Origin of the sequence: Streptosporangium sp. NPDC050855 (assembly GCF_044456585.1) — a bacterium.
GTDB classification, from domain to species: domain Bacteria; phylum Actinomycetota; class Actinomycetes; order Streptosporangiales; family Streptosporangiaceae; genus Streptosporangium; species Streptosporangium longisporum.
Map to the genome: position 1 here is coordinate 193867 of NZ_JBITFY010000003.1, position 18147 is coordinate 212013.

Here is an 18147-nt window from a genome sequence, read left to right on the forward strand (position 1 = left end):
CGAATACAACGCTGAGTGAAGGACGCCACACCGGCACGCGGGACCTCATACCCTCGGAGACCTTTCCGTCTTATTGGATTCTTCGCACAATCAGGGCGAAAAATCCGACGGGGGTACGGCGCCGACAGCCGCTCCGGGCACCACCGCGATCCGGGCCGGGCATGACGAACACCGTGTGGAGGGTGACGGGCATGCGGGACGCTCCGGCCGGGAGGGCACGACCGGGTCCCCGGCCGACGAGGCCCGGCCGGGGACCCGGTCGTCGGGGTTCAGGAGTCGGCGAGCAGTTCCATGGCCTCCTCGTCGGACAGCGCCTCCAGTTCCTCGATCAGCAGCTCCTCCAGCGCCTCGGCGAGGCCGGCCACCGTGCTCCGGGCGAAGACCGTGCGGATCGGCACCTCGATCCCGGTGGCCCGCCTGATCCGGGCCGCCACCCGGGTCGCCAGCAGGGAGTGCCCGCCCAGCGCGAAGAAGTCGTCGAAGACGCCGACCGGACCCGCGCCGAGCAGCTCGTCCCAGATCCCGGCCACCAGCCTCTCGGCGTCCGTCCGCGGCTCGACGCGCCCCGCGGACGGGACCGGTGCGGCCGGTTCGGGAAGCGCGGCCCGATCGACCTTGCCGCTCGTGGTGAGCGGCAGCGCGTCCAGCGTCACCCAGGAGGTGGGGACGAGCTGGTGCGGCAGCGACCGCTCCAGGTGGGCCCTGAGCTCTGCCGGGTCCGCGGTGCCGGTGACGTAGGCGACGAGCTCCTCGCCCCGGCCGGTCACGAAGGCCTGCCGTACCTCCGGGTGGGCGAGCAGGCGGCTCTCCACCTCCCCGGGTTCGATCCGGAAGCCCCTGATCTTCAGCTGCGCGTCGAACCGTCCAAGGAACTCCAGCCGCCCGTCGAGACGCCACCGCGCCCGGTCGCCGGTGCGGTAGCGGCGCGCTCCCGGCGCCCCGTACGGGTCGGGGACGAACGCGCCCGCCGTCAGCGCGGGCCTGCCGAGGTAGCCCCGGGCCACCCCGGCCCCGCCGATGACCAGCTCCCCGGCCGCTCCGGGCGGCAGGGGCTCTCCCCGGCCGTCGAGCACGCGGACGGTGGTCTCGCCGATCGGCGTCCCGATCGGCGGGCGGCCGGCCACGTCCCCGGCCCCGAGGTCGGCGGCGGTGGCGATCACCGTCCCCTCGGTGGGGCCGTAGGTGTTGACCAGCCGGACGCGGTCGCCGAGCAGGCCGCGCCAGCGTTCCACCGCAGGTGCCGCGACCTGCTCGCCGCCCAGGACGACCAGGCGCAGGGCGGGTGGCCAGGCCGTCTCCTCCGGTTCCTCGGTCAGCGAGTGCCAGTACGCGGTCGGCAGGTCGAGCACGGTGACGGTCCGGCCCGCGGGCGAGGACAGCAGGGCGGGCAGGGACGTCGCGCCGTCGGGGAGCAGGACGAGCCTGGCCCCCGCCGCCAGCGTGGGGAAGATCTCCTCGACGTGGGTGTCGAAGCCGAGCGAGGCGAACTGCACGACCTCGTCGGCCGGGGTCAGGCCGTAGTCCGCGCGCATCCAGCGCACCCGCGCCGCCACCGCGCCGTGCTCGACCAGCACCCCCTTGGGCACGCCGGTGGAACCCGAGGTGGTGATGACGTACGCGGCGTCCGGCGGTCCGAGCGCGATCCGGCCAGCGTCACCGTCCCCGGTGACACGTGCCGTCCCGTTCCCGGTGAAGGCCGCGTCCCCGGTGGAGGCACCGCTCCCGGTGGAGGTCGCGTCTCCGGTGGAGGCACCGTTCCCGGCGGAGGGGGCGACGGCGACACGGCCCGGGGGCGGCTCGCGCAGGGTGATCAGGCAGGTGGCCGAGGCGTCCGCCATCGAGAAGGCCAGCCGCTCGTCCGGCACCTCGGGATCGAACGGCAGGTAGGCGGCCCCGGCCTGCCAGGTGGCGAGCAGCGCGACGATCGCCTCCACCGAGCGGGGCAGGCAGACGCCGACCACGTCGCCGCGCCGCACGCCGCGCTCGCGCAGGACCCCGGCGAGCGCCCGCGCACGGGCCAGCAGCTCGCCGTAGGTGACGCTCTCCCGGCCGCAGACCACGGCGATCGCCCCGGGGGCCCGCCGCGCCGCCTCGGCGATCATCCCGGGGACCGTGACGGTGTCCGTGACGGTGTCCGGGGCGGTGTCCGGGGCGGACGGCGCCGCGTACCCGGCGGGCGGGACCGGTCCGGCCGGCAGCGTGCGGATGTCGGAGTGGTCGGCGTCGGTCCAGACCGGCAGCGCCGACAGCGGGGTGTCCGGGCGGGCCGCGACGGATCCGAGCAGGAGGGCGAACCTGGCGGCCAGGCGGCCGACCTCCTCCGTCCCGAACAGGCCGGTGTCGTGGCAGAAGGACAGCTCCAGGCCGTTCTCGTCGGACCACGCCTCCACCAGGAGGTCCACCTTGGCCTGCCGGAAACCCGCGTCGGCGTCGGTCACGGTCAGGTCGCCGAAGGGCCGTCGCGGACCGGCGTCCTGGGTGTGCAGGATGAGCATGGAGGGCAGCAGCGACTCGGCCGGGTGGCTGAGCTGCTCGAAGGGGACCGCGGGATTGCCCAGCGCCCCCAGGACCTCGCCGCGGGTACGGCCGATCAGCGCGGTGAACGGCGGATCGCCCGCCAGGTCGCCGCGCAGGATCAGCGTCTGGGAGACGTACCCGACCATCGGCTCCAGCTCGACCCGGTCACGGCCCGCCACGACGGTGCCGACCAGGACGTCGTCCTGCCCGGTGTGCCGCAGCAGCAGCGTCTGGTAGGCCGCGACCAGCACCGTGAACAGGGTGGTGCGGTGCTCGGCGGCCAGCGACTCCAGCCTGCGCGCCGTGGCCGCGGGCAACCGGACGCGTTGCGTCTCGCCGCGCCCGCTCCCCTGCCCCGCGCGCCGGAACGGCAGCTCCGACGCGGGCGGGGAGGCGAGCTTCTCACGCCAGTACGGCACGGCCCGCCCGGCCCTGCGCCGCTGCCAGCGGGCGTAGTCGCTCGCCTGCACGGGCAGCGGGCGCAGCCGGGGTTCGGTCCCGGACAGCCGGGCGGTGTAGCAGTCGGCCAGGTCGTCGAGAAGGACGTTGAGCGACCAGCCGTCCGCGACGATGTGGTGCATCGTGAGGCAGAGCACGTGCTCGCCCGCGTCGACCCGGATCACCGCGGCGCGCAGCGGCGGCCCGGCCTCCAGGTCGAACGGGGCGTTGACCCGCTCGGTCACCAGGCGTCCGGCGTCACCGCGGTCGCCGGCGTCCAGCCATTCGACCGCGGGCGGGTCGTTCTCCACCACGGCCCAGGGCACGCCCTCCTCCTCGGTGAACCGGGTGCGCGGGCTCTCGTGCCGGGACAGGACGTCGGTGAGCGCGAGCAGCAGCGCGGACCTGTCCAGCGGGCCCTCGAGCCTGCGGACCAGGTACACGTTGTAGGAGGCGTTGCCCGGGTCGAGACGCTGCAGGAGCCAGAGCCGCTCCTGCGCCGGGGACAGGGGCGCCTTCACGAGCCCGGCGCCAGTTCGTCGAAGATGGCGGCCAGCTCGTCGGCGTCGAGCCCGTCGAGCCGGTCGCGCAGCGCGGCGATCTCGGAGAGGTCCAGGTCGTCGTCGTCCAGGTCGTCCAGGCACCGGGCGAGCCCCGCGACGGTCGGGTTCTCGAAGAGGACCACGATCGGCACGGCGGCCCCGAAGCGCGACTGGACCCTGGCGATGATCCGGGCCGCGGTCAGGGAGTGCCCGCCGAGCTCGAAGAAGTCGTCGTCGACCCCGATCGGCCGGTCCACCCCCAGCACCTCGGCCCACATCGTGGCGAGCTCGTCCTCGGCGGGGGTCGAGGGTGCCCGGTAGGGGGTCGCCGGCGACGCCGTCCAGTCGGGCGCGGGGAGCGCCGCGCGGTCGAGCTTGCCGTTGGGGGTGAGCGGCAGGGCGTCGAGCGTGACGAGGTGCGCGGGGACCATGTACTCGGGCAGGCTCGCGCGCAGCCGGTCGCGCAGCGTCTCCCACAGGTCCTCCGGCGCCGGTAGCCGCGCCGGGGTGGGCGCGGGGACCACGTACGCCACCAGCCTGGGCAGGCCGTCCGGCCCGTCGCAGACGCCCGCGGCGGCCCGGCGCACCCCCTCCACCGAGTGCATCACGGTCTCGATCTCCCCGAGCTCGACGCGGAACCCTCTGATCTTGACCTGCCGGTCCGCCCGGCCGAGGTACTCCAGGCGCCCGTCCGGGGCGTTCCGGACCAGGTCGCCGGTGGCGTACATGCGGGCCCCGGGACGGCCGGCGAAGGGGTCGGGCAGGAACCGGGCCGCGGTCGGGCCGGGCATGCCCCGGTAGCCGCGGGCCAGCCCGTCGCCGCCGATGTGCAGCTCGCCCGCCTCGCCGTCCGGCACCGGAAGGCCGCGCTCGTCGAGGACGTACAGGAACGTCCCGGCGATCGGCCCTCCCAGGCCGATCCCGGCCGGGGGCGGCTCGACGATCCCGGCCGTGGACCACACGGTCGTCTCGGTCGGCCCGTAGACGTTCCACAGGTCCGCGCCGGGCGCGAGGAGCGCGTCGGCGAGGTCGCGGGGCAGCGCCTCTCCCCCGCAGAGCCGCAGGCGGACCGTCTCCGGTACGCCCCCGGCCTCCAGCAGGATCCGCCACGTCGCCGGGGTGGCCTGCATGACCGTGATCCGCTCGGCGACCGCCAGCGCCCGCAGTGCCGGGCCGTCTGCGGCCTGCTCGGCGGAGGCCACCACGACCCGCGCCCCGCACGCCAGCGGCAGCAGCAGTTCCAGCACGGAGATGTCGAACGACAGGGTCGTGACGGCCAGCCAGCGGTCCTCGGGGAGGAGTCCCGGCCGGTCGGCGAACGACGCGAGCAGGTTCGCCACCGCCCGGCCGGGCACCTCGACGCCCTTGGGCCGCCCGGTGGAACCCGAGGTGTAGAGCACGTACGCCAGCCCGCTCCCGGCCGGGCCGGAGAGCCCGGGAACGGGAAGACCCGGCGCGGAAAGGCCGGGGGTGGCAGGGACGGCAGGGACGGCACCGGGCGCGGGCGTGCCGCCCGGCACCGGCGGGATCTCGCCACCGGCCGTGAGGGAGAGCACGTCGGGGACGCCGGCCAGCAGCCGCCGGTCCACGCCGGGCTGGGTCAGCACCAGGCCGATCCCGGCGTCCTCGCGCATCAGGGCCAGCCTGTCCTCGGGGAAGGCCGGGTCGAGGGGCACGTAGGCGCCGCCCGCGGCCCAGACCGCCAGGAGCGCGACGACCATCCCCGTGGTCCGTTCCATGCACAGCCCGACGGGTGTCTCCGGGCCCACCCCCCGCTCGCGCAGCACGGCGGCGAGGTCGCCGACCCGCCGGGACAGCTCCCGGTAGGTCAGCTCGCCCCCGGGGCCGCTGACGGCCACCGCGTCCGGTGCCGGGGCGGGTGAGCGGTGCGCGGATCCGGCCCGGGATCGTCCCGTCCCCGGCTCCCGCACGGATCCGGCGTCCCCGCCGGGTCCCGGCACCGGCTCCGGCTCCGGCGCCGGGGCCGGGGCCGGGGCCGCGTTCGGGGACGGGCCCAGGAACGGGTTCGGCGTCGTCGGCACGGTCGTCACCACGGTGTTGCACCTCTCAGGTCGGACAGCCGGAGATCCGGGTCGGCCCCGGCGCGCTCCACCACGCCGGTGAAGGACCGGGTCAGGCGCCGCGCGGTCTCGGCGGAGAACAGGTCACTGCTGTAGTCGAGGACGCCGCCGAGGCCCTCGGGCCCCCGCCAGGCGTCCACGGACACCTCGGCCTTGGTACGGCCGGCCGTGGGGACGGGACGGAACTCGGCCGACAGGTCGCCCATCGTGGTGTTCAGCAGGTGGCCCTTGGGCAGGTTGTGCAGGTTGAACATGGCCTGGTAGAGCGGCGGCCTGCCCAGGTCGCGGGGCAGGCGCAGCGCGCCGAGGATCCGCTCGAACGGCGTGCCGGCGTGCTGCAGCCCCCGGAAGAGCGTCAGCCGGGTGCGCTTGAGCAGCTCGCGGAAGGTGGGGTCGCCGGACAGGTCCGCGCGCATCACCATGGTGGTCGCGAAGTAGCCGATGAGCGGCTCGATCTCGGTGCGGTCCCGGCCCGCGACCGGCACGCCGACGCAGAAGTCGTCCTGCCCGCAGGCCCCGCCCAGGGTCACCTGGTAGGCGGCGAGCAGCGCGGTGAAGAGCGTGCAGCGCGCCGCCCTGGCGACCTCCTCCAGCCGGGTGATCGTCTCGTCGGGCACGAGCAGGCTCTCCTGCCCGCCGCGTCCGCTCCAGCGGGCCGGGCGGGGACGGTCCGGGGGAAGGTCGAGGGTGGGCACCCCGGCGAGCGTCCTGGTCCAGTACTCCAGGTGCGAGGCGTCCTCGTCGCTCTCGGCGCGGCGCCTGTCCTCCTCGGCGACTCGCGGGTACTGGGTGGGAAGCTCCTCCAGCCGTGGCGGCCTGCCCTCCCGGTGGGCGGCGTAGCACTCGGTCACCTCGCGCATCAGCACGTCCAGCGACCAGCCGTCCACGACGATGTGGTGCAGGACGATGCAGAGCAGGACGTCGTCCTCGCCCAGCCGCAGCAGCGCGACCCGCAGCGGCGGGCCGTGCTCCAGGTCGAACGGCCGGTCGACGAACTCCACCACGGCGGGGTCGGGGTCGCCGGTGACGTCCACCGACTCCACCGGCACCGGCGCGGCGGGCACGACGACCTGGACGGGACGGTCCCCGTCCAGCCGGTAGCGGGTGCGCAGCACGTGGTGCCGCTCGACGACGCGGGTGAAGGCCGCGGCGATCGCGCCGGCGTCGACCGGTCCGCGCAGCCGCACGCACCAGGGGGTGTGGTAGGTGGTGTCGGCCGGGTCGAACCTGCCGAGGAACCACAGGCGCTCCTGCCCGAACGACAGCGGCCAGACCTCACCCTCCCCGGCCGCGCCGTCGTCCGTGCCCGCGTCCCGGCCGGTCGCGTTCCCGGGGGTCTCGGCCGCGCTCCCGTGCGTGTTCCCGGCCGTGCCCCCGGACGTGTCCCGGTCCGTCGTCCCCGCGGGGCCGTTCCCGCCCCGCTCGCGGATCTCCCGCAGCAGCGCCTCGCGCCGTTCGGGAGGCAGCCGCAGCAGCCGGTCGAGCAGCGCCGCGCGCGAGCCCGGCGGCGCCTGCTCCTCCGCGGTCACCGGCCACCTCCCGGTGTCGCGGGCACGGCGGCGCCCTGCCCGGCGAGCCGCCCGGCCTCCATCGGACCCGCGTCCACCGGGCCGACGCCCATCGGAACGGCGTCGATCGGAGCGGCGTCCATCGGGCTCGCGCCCATCGGAACGGCGTCCACCGGAGCGGCGCCCACCGGATCCGGGTGCTCCAGCGTCGCGGCGGGACGCTCCACCGGCGTGATGCCGCACAGCTCCGCGACCCCGTCCAGCGGGACGTCCCCGGCCACCGCGGCGACGAGCAGCGTCTCCATGCCGAGCAGCAGCGCCTGGGTCGTGGAGCGCGGCACGTAGGCCGTGTCGACCATCAGGTAGAGCTGGCAGACGTCGGTGGCGGGGCCGGTGGAGAACATGGCCGTGGCGTCCACCTGCGCCCAGGAGGCGACGTGGAAGACCCTGGTCCGCCCGGTGAGGGCGGCGATCGCGGCCGGATCGCCCGGCGGGTCCACCGCGGGCAGGTGCGGCCAGTCGGTGATGGTCCTGGCGTCGTTGAAGTAGGCCGACAGGTTGATCGGCCCGCCGCGCTCGCGGCCGACCTCCTCGCGCAGCGCCATCATCCGGTACGCGTCGTACTGGGCGTTCCGGTAGGCGGTCAGCGCCTGCCGGTGCCCGGCGCGGGTGGCGTCGGCGAACGTCCCGCCGGGCAGGTCGAGGACGAAGAGCCCATCCTGCGCCGCGGTGCCCGCCATGCTCGCGACCCGGGGGTCGTGCCGGTTGGCCACGATGAGCTGCATGACCACCTGGCGGTGCCCGGTGAGCGCGCTCAGCAGCACCGCGCTCGCCGTGGTCAGCACGGTGGACGCGCTCACCGACCAGCGCGCCGCCAGCGTCTCGGTCGCGGCCGCCGCGGCGACCGACTCCATGCCGAGCCGGATGAACCGCGGTTCCTCCGGCTCGGCGGGGGGGAAGTCGAACATGGTCATGGGCACCCGCTCCAGCTGCGCGCGCCAGTGCCGCAGCGCCCGCTCGCCACGGGCCGCGCCCGCCCCCTCCTGCTCGAAGGCGGCCTGGTCCATCGGCTGCCACACCGGCCCCGGCGGCTCGGCCCCGGCCAGCAGGCTCCGCCAGTCGCGCGCCAGCACGTCCAGCGCGCCACCGTCCACGGCCAGGTGGCACAGGGCGAACGCGACCATCCTGGGGCGTCCGTCGACCGTCACCACGGCGCAGCGGAACGGCAGCTCGACGGCGTACTCGAACGCCCTGGCGGCCATCCCCGCGGCCAGTTCCCTGGCGGCGGCGAGCGGCTTGACGTTCGTGTCGAACACCTCGACGGTGAACCGGCCCCGGCCGGCCACGTGCTGCACCGGTCCCTCGGGCGTCTGCTCGAACGTCGTCCTCAGCGCCTCGTGCCGCTCGACAAGCGCGCGCAGGGCGGACAGGACGGCGTCGAGGTCGCGCCTGCCGTAGACCGGCAGCACCCAGGACATGTTGTAGAACGGGTCGTCGTCGTCCAGCCACCGGGTGAGCCGCCAGAAGGCCAGCTGACCCCAGGTGAACGGCGCGTCGCCGCCTCGCGCGCCCGTGAACTCCACCGTCTCGGAGGACAGCGGCACCAGTCCGTCCGCCGTCGCCGTCATCGGGACCTGCCGATCTCCTCGACGACGCCCGCGACGGTCGGGGTGTCGATGAACACCTCGAAGGAGAGCTCGACGCCGAGCCGGTCCCGGACCCGGGCGATGATCTGGGTGATGGTCAGCGAGTGCCCGCCGAGGTCGAACAGGTCGTCCTCCGGGCCGACCTCGTCCGTCCCGAGCGCCTCGCACCAGATCTCCGTCACCACCCGCACGAGTTCCGCGTCCCCGGCGTCCGCCCCCTGCGTGGCGGGCGCGGCCACCGGGGACGCGACCGCGACGGAGCCCGCCGCCTCCGTGCCTCCTGCGGCCTCCGCCGGGACCGCGCGGACGACCCGGGCGGGCAGGGGGAGCTCGTCGATCGGGGTGCCTGGACGGGCGGCGACGCCCTCCAGCAGCACGCGCAGGTCCTCGGCGACGCACTCGCAGGCGGCGCGGCCGATGGCCTCGGGGTTGAACCGCAGGTGGGCCCGCATCCCGTCCGGGCCGTCGACGATCTGCAGGTGCAGGGTGTTGCGGACCGCGCCGTTGGAGGCCGACCAGTCGACCGAGGCGTCCAGGCCGTCGAAGGAGGGGTCGGCGCCCGAGCGTCCCCGGTAGCTGAGCGAGACCGGGGTGAGCGCGGCGCGCGGGCTGATCCCGCCCAGGGCCCTGGCCAGCGGGACCTCCCGGAAGCGGTAGATCGCCCGCACCTCCTCCCGCACCGACCGGGCGAACTCGGCGAACGTCCCCGCCGGGCGGGACACCACGGGCAGCTCGTTGACGAACGCGCCCACGTGCTCGCGCGTCTCCTCGGTCCTGGTGGACAGGTCCACGGCCACCGCGACCGTGGTGTTGCCGTACCCGTACAGCAGCGTGTGCAGGACGGCCAGCACCGTCTCGAAGCGGGTCAGGCCCAGCGGCCCGGCGACCGCGGCGACCTCGTCGCCGAGGTGCAGGTCCAGGGTGTCGCCGGGGGCGGCGCGCAGCGAGGGACGGGCCGGGCCGGGCAGCGCCACCTCCTGCTCGTCGTGCCAGCGCGGGCGCCAGAACTCCGCGGCCTCCTCCAGCGCGGCGGCCACCCGCTCCTGTTCGGCACGGGCCGCCTCCCCGTACGAGATCGGCAGGGGGGCCTGCGCGGACCCCGCGTGGGCGGCGGCGAGGTCGCGGAGCAGGACCTCCTTCGACATGCCGTCGAAGACGGCGTGGTGGGCGACGACCTGCAGCAGGTGACGGCCGGGGGCGAGCCTGAACAGGGTGAACCTGGACGGCGGGCCGGTCTCCAGGTCGAAGGGGCGGGCCACCTCGGCCTCGAGGGCCTGGTCGATCGCGGCCTCGTGGGCGGCCTCGCCGGAGGGCCCGGACAGGTCGGTGAACCGGATCGGCGGCGGCGCCTCGCCGGTGAGCAGCCGGATCTCGCCGTCCCGCTCCGCCAGGACCGCGGCGAGCACGGGGTGGCGCCCGACGACGGCCGCGCAGGCGGCGAGCATCGCGTCCACGTCGAGCGGGCCGTCGAACCGCACGGTCAGCGGCATCGCGTAGGCCCGGCCGCCGGCACCCGTCCGCTCGGTGATCCACATCCCCTGCTGGGCGAAGGACGCCCTTTCCCATCCGTCTATCAGCGGCAGCGACATTTCAGGTGCCCTCCGTCCGGCCTGCCGCGGCGGCCTCGAACAGGCCCCGCAGCTCCCTTTTGATGACTTTTCCCGACTGGTTCCTGGGCAGGGCGTCGACCACGAGCACCCGGTCGGGAAGCTCGTGCCCGGCCAGGCGCTCCATCAGGAAGGCGCGCAGCTCCCCGGCGAACCCCCCGCCGGGACCCCCGGGACCCGACGGCTCCCCGTCCGGCCGCCCGGACCGGGTGGGGCGCAGCACCACCGCGGCGGCCACGACGGTGCCGAGCACCGGGTGCGGGACGCCGACCACCGCGGCCTCGGCGACGTCCTCGTGCTCGTGCAGCGCCGCCTCCACCTGGATCGTCGAGACCTTGAACGCGCCCGACTTGACCACGTCGCCCTCCCGGTCGACGAGGTGGAGGTAACCGCCGTCGTCCAGGTAGCCGAGGTCCCCCATCCGCACCCAGCCGTCGCGGAACGTCTCGGTACCGTAGCGCTCGTCCCGGTAGTAGGAACGCGGCGCGGTGGGCGAGCGCAGCCACACCTCACCGGTCTCGCCCCTGGGCAGCGCGCGGCCCTGGGCGTCGGCGACGCGCAGCGCGGCTCCGGCCGCCGGTCTGCCCAGCGCCCCCGGCCGGGACGGATCGAAGATCATGATCGTCTGGGCGGGGGCCGCCTCGGTGGAGGTGTAGTAGTTGGTGATCGTCGCCTTGGGGAAGGCGGCGGCCAGCCGTACGGCCACGGCCGGTGGGAGGGCCGAGGCCGCCGAGCCGAGCAGCAGGACGCTCGACATGTCGTGCCGCTCGTGCAGGCCCGCGTTGAGGAACTCGATCGCCATGGCCGGGACCACGAACACGGTCCCCACGCCCCGCGACTCGATCAGCCTGGCGAAGCGGGCGGGGGTGAAGCGCGCCAGGGTGAGCATGGCCGGGCGGGCGTCCAGCGCGTTGATCAGCATCGTCTGGCCGGCGTTGGTGCCGATCGGGAAGGCGTGCAGCAGGTGGCGCGAGTGGCCGAACCTGCGCCGGTTCGGCCGGGTCTCGCAGCCGTACGCCAGGTTCGCGTGGCTGGCGCCCACCCCCTTGGGCAGGCCGGTGGTGCCGGAGGTGTAGAGGATCTGGGCCAGGTCGCCGGGTGAGACCCGGACGTCGGGCGGGGTGTCCGTGCCGTCCTCCAGGTCCGCGACGGCCGCGCTCCACCGGTCGCTCCCGCCGGGGGGGACCAGGCCGGTCCCGCACAGCACCGCCGAGGCCGAGCAGTGCTCCAGCATGTGCCGGACCTCGGCGGGGGCGAGCCGGTCGGAGACGGGCACGGCGACCGCCCCGGCCTTGAGGACCGCGCAGTAGGCGACCGAGAAGTCGGCCCAGTCCCGGCTGCCGAACAGCAGCCCGATCCGGTCGCCGTGCCGCACGCCCCGCTCCAGCAGGCCGTGCGCGACCGCGTCCGAGCGGCGTTCCCACTCGCCGAAGGTCATCTCCGGGCCGCCCTCGACGATGACCGCCGCCCGTTCCGGCTCCTGCGCGGCGCGCAGCCGGAGCATCCCGGGAACGGTCGCCGGGGCCGGGACGGGAGCCGGCCTCGCCGGGACCGGCGAGACCGTCGGCGTCGTCGGGGTCGTCGGGGTCGTCGGGGTCGTCGTCACGGTCGCGGGTGTCGGCGGGGTCGCCGGGGAGGTCACGGCGTCCTCTCGTTCACGTATCCGACCAGCAGCGGGAAGCTGTCCAGGTAGGCGGCCTCGCCGTCCAGGTCGAGGGTGACGTCGAACTCCTCCTCCACCGCGTCGATGAGCCGGAGCAGCGCCAGCGAGGTGACACCGAGCGCGGACAGCGAACCGTCCGAACCGAGGATCTCCTGAGCGGTCGGCCGCCCGTCGCAGGCGGTGGAGATCATGCCGGCGATCCTACGGGCCAGCGGGTCGGTCATGCTCTGACCTCTTCCGTTTCTTTTTCCGTACGGTTTCTGTTGCGGGCGCGGCTCTGCAGGGTCTCGAAACCGACCAGGTCGTCGGGGAGCGCGTCGGGGACGTCGACGTCGAAACGGGCCAGCACCCGCACCCGCATGGCGACCAGCGCGATGAGCGCGATGGCCAGCCCGAAGCACACGTACATGAAGCCGATGCCGCGTCCCTCACCGGTGCCGAGCACCAGGCCGACCGTGCCGGCCAGCGGCCCGCCGGGCGCCATCAGCGGCTCGAACACGGCGCTGCCGTACGGGGCCACCAGGCCGAAGCCGATCGGCAGGGTGGACCAGGCGACGAGCGTGTTGAGCGCGATGACCCGGCCGTGGAAGCGCTGCGGCACCTTGACCTGGATGATCGTGGCGTAGACGCCGTTGAGCATCGTCAGGCAGAACGACATCCCGAAGGCCCCGGCCCCGATCACGACGAGGTTCTGCTGCAGGCCGGTGAGCACGCAGAACACCGCGAGGGTGAGCGTGGCCAGCAGCACCCCGTACAGGCGGCGCCTGCGGGGGCCGCCCCAGACGGTCATGGTCAGGCCGCCGAGGAAGACGCCGAGCCCTCCGGCGAACGCGATCGCGCCGACGTCGTCGAGCGTGGCGAACGACAGCACCAGCGGCGAGACCATCAGGAAGAGCGGTGACAGGAAGACGTTCAGCACCGCGAAGAACACGAGCATGCCGCGGAAGCCGGTGTTGCCCCAGGAGTAGCGGATGCCGTTGGCCATCTCGGCCAGGACGCTCTCCCTGCGGCGCCACGGCATGGCCGACGGGAAGCGGACGAAGAGCAGGACCAGCGTGGCGACCGCGTAGCTGACCACGTCGATGATGAGGATGCCCTCCAGCCCGATGGTGGCCATCAGGCCCGTCGCGATCAGCGGCACGATGAGCTGGGCGGTGCCGGTGGCCATCTGGACCACCCCGTTGGCGTGCCCGAGGAACCGCTTGGGGACCAGCTGCGGGATCGCCGAGCCGTACGCGAACCGCTGGAAGGTGAGCGCGACCGACAGGCAGACCAGCAGCGGGTAGATGTGCCAGATCTGCAGGTTCCCGGTCCAGAGCAGCACGCCGAGCGCGAGCTGCGTGCTCCCCGCGGCGACGTCCCCGCAGAGCATGACCTTGCGCCGGTCGTAGCGGTCCACGATCGCCCCGGCGAGCGGCGCCACGAGCATGCCCGGCACCAGGCCGAGCACCGCGAAGAGCGCGAACCTCACCAGCGAGCCGGTGTTCAGGTAGATCCAGATCGGGATGGCGAACTCGGTCAGCGCCGATCCGGTGATCGAGACGAGCTGTCCGACCGAGACCAGCAGGAACCGCCGCATCCCGGGCGGGGGTCCCGTCGTCGCGGCGGGCCGGTCCGGCCCGGTCACGGACGCCCCTGAGCCCCCGGCGCCCCCGGAGTCCGGGGACGGGTCGGGGACCAGGGACAGCGCCCGGCCCGGAGACGATCCCGGGACCGGGACCGGGACCGGGGACGGCGCGGGGACGGGCGGCGGCCCGGAGACGCCCTGGAGCCACCAGGTGGAGTCCTCGGTGCGCTCCAGCGGCGCCGTCCGCCCGGAGGCGATGGCCAGGTGGGTGCCGGTGAGGATGTCGGCCAGCTCGCGGGCGCGGTACTTCACGAAGAAGTGCCCGGCCTCGTCGAGCACCACGCAGGCGGCGGTGCCGGACAGGTGCCGCCACTCGCGGTAGCGCTCCTGGTAGAACTCGGTCGCCGGGTCCCGCTCCCCCACCACCGAGATGATCGGCGCCTGGAACGGGCGGGTCTCCTCCTCGAACAGCTGGGTGAAGTAGCGCTCGGCGGTCCGGGTGCCGTTGCGGCGGTTCTCGATGATCAGCTTGAGCTGGTCGCGCTCGAACTCCTCGACGTCCAGACCGGCCGCGGCCAGGGCGTTGATCCTGCCCTGGTCGCTGGTCAGCCGGTCCATCAGGGTGCCGAGCCGGCCCAGGCCGCGGCCGGGACGGGCGAAGGGGAACACCCCGCCGAGGTAGATCGCGTCGACCGGGCGGCCGGCCTCCTCCAGGTGGCGGGCGATCTCGGTGACCAGCATGACGCCGAGCCCGCAGTGCCCGTACAGGACCAGCGATCCCTTGATCCCGGCGAGGATCTCGTCGGCGCACTCGCGGGCGACCTCGTCGAAGGGACGGGACCGCTCGCCGAGCTCGTGCCCGGGGACCGCGACCGAGTACAGCGCCCAGTCCGCGGGCAGCTCGTCGGCCAGCGGCTGGTAGACGACGGCGCTGCCGCCGCCGAACGGGACGCAGACCATGGTGGCCGAGGCCGTCCTGGCCGGGGTGAGCCGGTGCAGCAGCCCGGCCGCGCCCTCGTCGCCGCTCTCCAGCAACCGGGCCAGGTCCCTGACCGTGCGGTTCTTGAACAGCTCCAGCACGGTCGGCACCCGGCCGGGGACCTCCTTGCGCAACCGGGCGATCACCCGCATGGCGAGCAGCGAGTGGCCGCCCAGGTCGAAGAAGTCGTCGAGCGCGCCGACCCGTTCCACCTCCAGGACGTCCGCCCAGATCGCGGCGACCGTCTCCTCCAGCGGGGTCTCGGGCGGTACGGACCCGGCGGACGGCGCCTCGACGCCGGGGTCGGGCAGCCTGGACCTGTCGACCTTGCCGTGCGACTTCAGCGGCAGCTCGTCCAGCCAGAGGTAGCGGGCCGGGACCATGTAGTCGGGGAGCCGCTCCGCCAGCCAGGACCGCAGCTCCGCACCGCCGGGGACCGCACCGTCCGCAGCCGCCTCACCGTTCGGAGCCGCACCGTCGGCGACGGCACCGTCCGGAACCGTGCCGTTCGGGGCCGTGCCGTTCGGGGCCGTGCCGTTCGACGCCCGGCCACCCGCGGCCGGGGCGACCAGGTAGGCGACCAGCCGCCCGCCGCGCAGCTCCACGACCGCGTGCGCCACCCGGGGGTGCTCGGCGAGCACCGCCTCGATCTCGCCCGGCTCCACCCGGTAGCCGCGGACCTTCAGCTGCAGGTCGCGGCGGCCGAGGAACTCCAGCTCCCCGCCGGGCAGCCACCGGCCGAGGTCCCCGGTCCGGTACATCCGGGTGCCGGGGGCGCCGTACGGGTCGGGCAGGAAGCGGTCGGCGGTGAGAGCTGGGCGGTCGAGGTACCCGCGGGCGAGCCGGTCGCCGCCGAGGAAGATCTCACCGGGCACACCGGCCGGGACCGGCCGCAGGTCGTCGTCGAGCACCCGTACCAGGGCGCCGGGCATGGGAGAGCCGATGGGCAGGACCGTTCCGGCCCCCACCGCGCCCCCGCCCGCGACCGCGTCACCGGGGACACCGGAGACACCGTCGGGGGCGCCGGGGGCGCCGTCGGGGACGACGCTTCCCGGGACGACCCGGTAGGTGGTGACACCGACGGTGGCCTCGGTGGGGCCGTAGTGGTTGACCACCCGGCACCGCCCGGTCGCCGCGAGCCCGGCCGCCCAGGCGCGGGGGGCGGCCTCGCCGCCGAGGATCAGCAGCCTGCGGGGGAGCAGTTCCTCGGGGGTGGCGTCGGCCAACAGCGCCGCCAGGTGGGACGGCGTGATCTTGAGGTAGTCGAGGCCGTTCCGGCGGAAGTACGCGGCCAGCTCGGGCCCGGCCGTGCGGGAGGGGATCAGGTGCAGCGCGCCCCCGCTCATCAGGCAGAGGTAGAAGATCGTGACCCCGAAGTCGAACGCGAGGGACTGCAGCAGCCCGTACACCCCGCCGGGTTCGATCTCCAGCCGCTCGCGCACCCCGGCGAGGTAGACCATCACCTGCCGGTGCTGCACGGCCACGCCCTTGGGCCGGCCGGTGGTCCCGGAGGTGTAGATGACGTAGGCCAGGTCGTCGGGGGTGACGCCGGGCGCGGGTTCCCCGTCGTGTCCGTCCGGCCCGTCCTCGTACTCCGCCCCGCGCCCGTCCGGGCCCGCGGCCAGGACCGCGGGCAGGTCGCCCGGCACGCGGTCACGCAGTTCCGGGGTGGTCACGACCGCCCTGGCGCCGGCGTCGGAGAGCACGTACGCGAGCCGCTCGGCCGGGTGGTCGGGGTCCAGCGGCAGGTAGGCGGCGCCGGCCTTGAGCACGCCGAGCACCGCGACGGCCGTCTCGGCCGACTGCTCCAGCAGGACGGCCACCCGGTCGCCGACGCCCACGCCCCGGTTCCGCAGCAGGCGGGCGAGCCTGCCGGCCCGCAGTTCCAGCTCCGCGTAGGTCAGTGAGACCTCGCCGGCGACGACCGCGACGGCGTCCGGGACGAGCCGGGCGCGTTCGGTCACGGCCTCGTGCAGCAGGCCCGGGCCCAGCGGCGTCACCGGGCCGGACTCGCCGAGCGCCAGCACCCGGCGGCGCTCGTCCGGCGGCAGGAACTCCAGCTCGGAGATCCGCGCGGCCGGGTCGGCGACGACGGACCTCAGCAGCTGCTCGAAGCAGGCCGCCATCCGCTCGACCGTGTCGGGGCGGAACAGCGCGGTGGCGTAGGTGAAGTGCCCGACCAGGCCCTCGGGGGTGTCGAACAGGTACAGGGCGAGGTCGAAGCGGCTGGCCGTGACCGTGACCGGGAGCGGGGTCATGGTCAGCCCCGGGGTGTCCAGCGGCTTGGACCGGTAGTTCTGCAGGGCGAACATCACCTGGAACACCGGAGAGCGGCCGACGTCCCGCTCCACCCCCAGCTCCCCGACCAGCCGGTCGAAGGGGAGCTCCTGGTGGGCGTAGGCGTCCAGCGCCGTCTCCCTGACCCGCTCCAGCAGCCCGGCGAACGTGGGGTCGCCGGACAGGTCGGCGCGCATCGGCAGCGAGTTGACGAACACCCCGACCATGCGTTCCAGCTCGGGCAGGTCCCGGCCGGAGACGGGCGAGCCGACGGCGAAGTCGCGCTGTCCCGAGTGGCGCCAGAGCAGCACCTCGAACGCGGCCAGCAGCGTCATGTACGGGGTGGCGCCGCAGGAGCGGCCGAGCGCGGTGATCGCCTCGGTGAGGGCGGGGTCCAGGCTCACGCCGCAGGCGGCGCCCCGCCAGCCCTGCTCGGCCGGCCGGGGGTGGTCGGTGGGCAGCTCCAGCGGGGCCAGCCCGTCCAGGCGCCGCCGCCAGTACGTGACGTCCTCGGCGTGCTCGCGCCCGCGCTGCCAGTGCGCGTAGTCGCCGTAGCGCACCCGCACCGCAGGCAGCCCCGCCTCGCGGTCCTCGCGGTAGGCGGCGTGCAGGGTGAGGAGTTCCTCCATGACGATGTCGCACGACCAGCCGTCGGTCACCGCGTGGTGCATGGTGAGCAGCAGCACGTGCTCGGCCGGGCCGCGCCGCACCAGGAGCGCCCGCAGCAGCGGGCCGGTGGCCAGGTCGAAGGGCCTGGCCGTCTCGGCGTCGATCTCGGCGGGGTCGTCGGTGATCCGCAGTTCGGTCGCGGGCGCGTCGTCCACGACGATCGCGGGGCCGCCGTCCTCGGTGGTGACCACGCGGGTGCGCAGGCTCTCGTGCCGCAGCGTCACCTCGGTCAGTGCGCGGCCGAGGGCCGCCTCGTCGATCTCCCCCTCCAGGGTCGCGGCGAAGGCCACGGTGTACGCGGCGGTGCCCGGGGCGTACTGCTCCAGGAACCACAGGCGCTCCTGTGCCGCCGAGAGCGGCGGCGCCGTGTCCGCCGGACGCGGCGGGATCGACGTCGCGACGACGCGACCGCCCAGACGCTGGGCGAGCAGTGCTTTCTTGGCCGGTGAGAGGCCGGTTCGCGTCACGACACCTCCGTGCTGGCGAGGAGGACCACCCGAGCCCCCTCGCGGTGGTTGAGAAGCAGGGCCGCCCGAGTGGGCGGTCCCATGGCGGCCGAGCGGATCGGCGCGTCCCAGACGGGACGAACCGGTTCGATGGCGTGATGATCGGCGCGGATGTTCTCCGCCGCCGGGTGACGCTGGTGCGGCCGG

At 74.8% G+C, this 18147-nt stretch carries 8 protein-coding genes; all 8 read right to left on the reverse strand.

Translation table 11 applies throughout. The annotated features are described in order from the left end of the window. Nucleotides 1–269 precede the first annotated feature (269 nt). Nucleotides 270–3476 carry an amino acid adenylation domain-containing protein gene (locus tag ACIBCT_RS08945; protein ID WP_399186831.1) on the reverse strand — a complete coding sequence of 1069 codons (3207 nt, stop codon included), beginning with the start codon at nucleotides 3474–3476 and terminating at the stop codon, nucleotides 270–272. Further along, nucleotides 3473–5551: an amino acid adenylation domain-containing protein gene (locus ACIBCT_RS08950; RefSeq protein ID WP_399186832.1), complete on the reverse strand. Its 2079-nt coding sequence runs from the start codon at nucleotides 5549–5551 to the stop codon at nucleotides 3473–3475. Before ACIBCT_RS08950 ends, ACIBCT_RS08945 begins: the two co-directional genes overlap by 4 nt. Then, nucleotides 5545–7107, reverse strand: coding sequence for a condensation domain-containing protein (locus ACIBCT_RS08955; RefSeq protein WP_399186833.1), 1563 nt, complete (start codon nucleotides 7105–7107; stop codon nucleotides 5545–5547). The genes ACIBCT_RS08950 and ACIBCT_RS08955 overlap by 7 nt, the downstream gene beginning before the upstream one ends. After that, the gene (locus ACIBCT_RS08960) at nucleotides 7104–8714 is read right to left on the reverse strand and encodes a condensation domain-containing protein (protein ID WP_399186834.1); all 1611 of its coding nucleotides are present in this window, start codon (nucleotides 8712–8714) and stop codon (nucleotides 7104–7106) included. Before ACIBCT_RS08960 ends, ACIBCT_RS08955 begins: the two co-directional genes overlap by 4 nt. Further along, nucleotides 8711–10321, reverse strand: a complete 1611-nt coding sequence (locus tag ACIBCT_RS08965) for a condensation domain-containing protein (RefSeq protein WP_399186835.1) — start codon at nucleotides 10319–10321, stop codon at nucleotides 8711–8713. Before ACIBCT_RS08965 ends, ACIBCT_RS08960 begins: the two co-directional genes overlap by 4 nt. 1 nt (nucleotide 10322) lies before the next feature. After that, nucleotides 10323–11843, reverse strand: a complete 1521-nt coding sequence (locus ACIBCT_RS08970; RefSeq protein ID WP_399186836.1) for a class I adenylate-forming enzyme family protein — start codon at nucleotides 11841–11843, stop codon at nucleotides 10323–10325. A gap of 134 nt (nucleotides 11844–11977) precedes the next feature. After that, on the reverse strand, nucleotides 11978–12226 hold the full coding sequence (locus ACIBCT_RS08975) for an acyl carrier protein (RefSeq protein WP_399186837.1): 249 nt from the start codon (nucleotides 12224–12226) through the stop codon (nucleotides 11978–11980). Then, the gene (locus ACIBCT_RS08980; protein ID WP_399186838.1) at nucleotides 12223–17961 is read right to left on the reverse strand and encodes an amino acid adenylation domain-containing protein; all 5739 of its coding nucleotides are present in this window, start codon (nucleotides 17959–17961) and stop codon (nucleotides 12223–12225) included. Before ACIBCT_RS08980 ends, ACIBCT_RS08975 begins: the two co-directional genes overlap by 4 nt. Between the last annotated feature and the right edge of the window lie 186 nt (nucleotides 17962–18147).

Bases quoted from the DNA above. Each gene is read 5' to 3' on its own strand.
- ACIBCT_RS08960 (WP_399186834.1), bottom strand. From the start codon at position 8,714: ATGACGGCGACGGCGGACGGACTGGTGCCGCTGTCCTCCGAGACGGTG.
- ACIBCT_RS08965 (WP_399186835.1), bottom strand. From the start codon at position 10,321: ATGTCGCTGCCGCTGATAGACGGATGGGAAAGGGCGTCCTTCGCCCAG.
- ACIBCT_RS08970 (WP_399186836.1), bottom strand. From the start codon at position 11,843: ATGCTCCGGCTGCGCGCCGCGCAGGAGCCGGAACGGGCGGCGGTCATC.
- ACIBCT_RS08975 (WP_399186837.1), bottom strand. From the start codon at position 12,226: ATGACCGACCCGCTGGCCCGTAGGATCGCCGGCATGATCTCCACCGCC.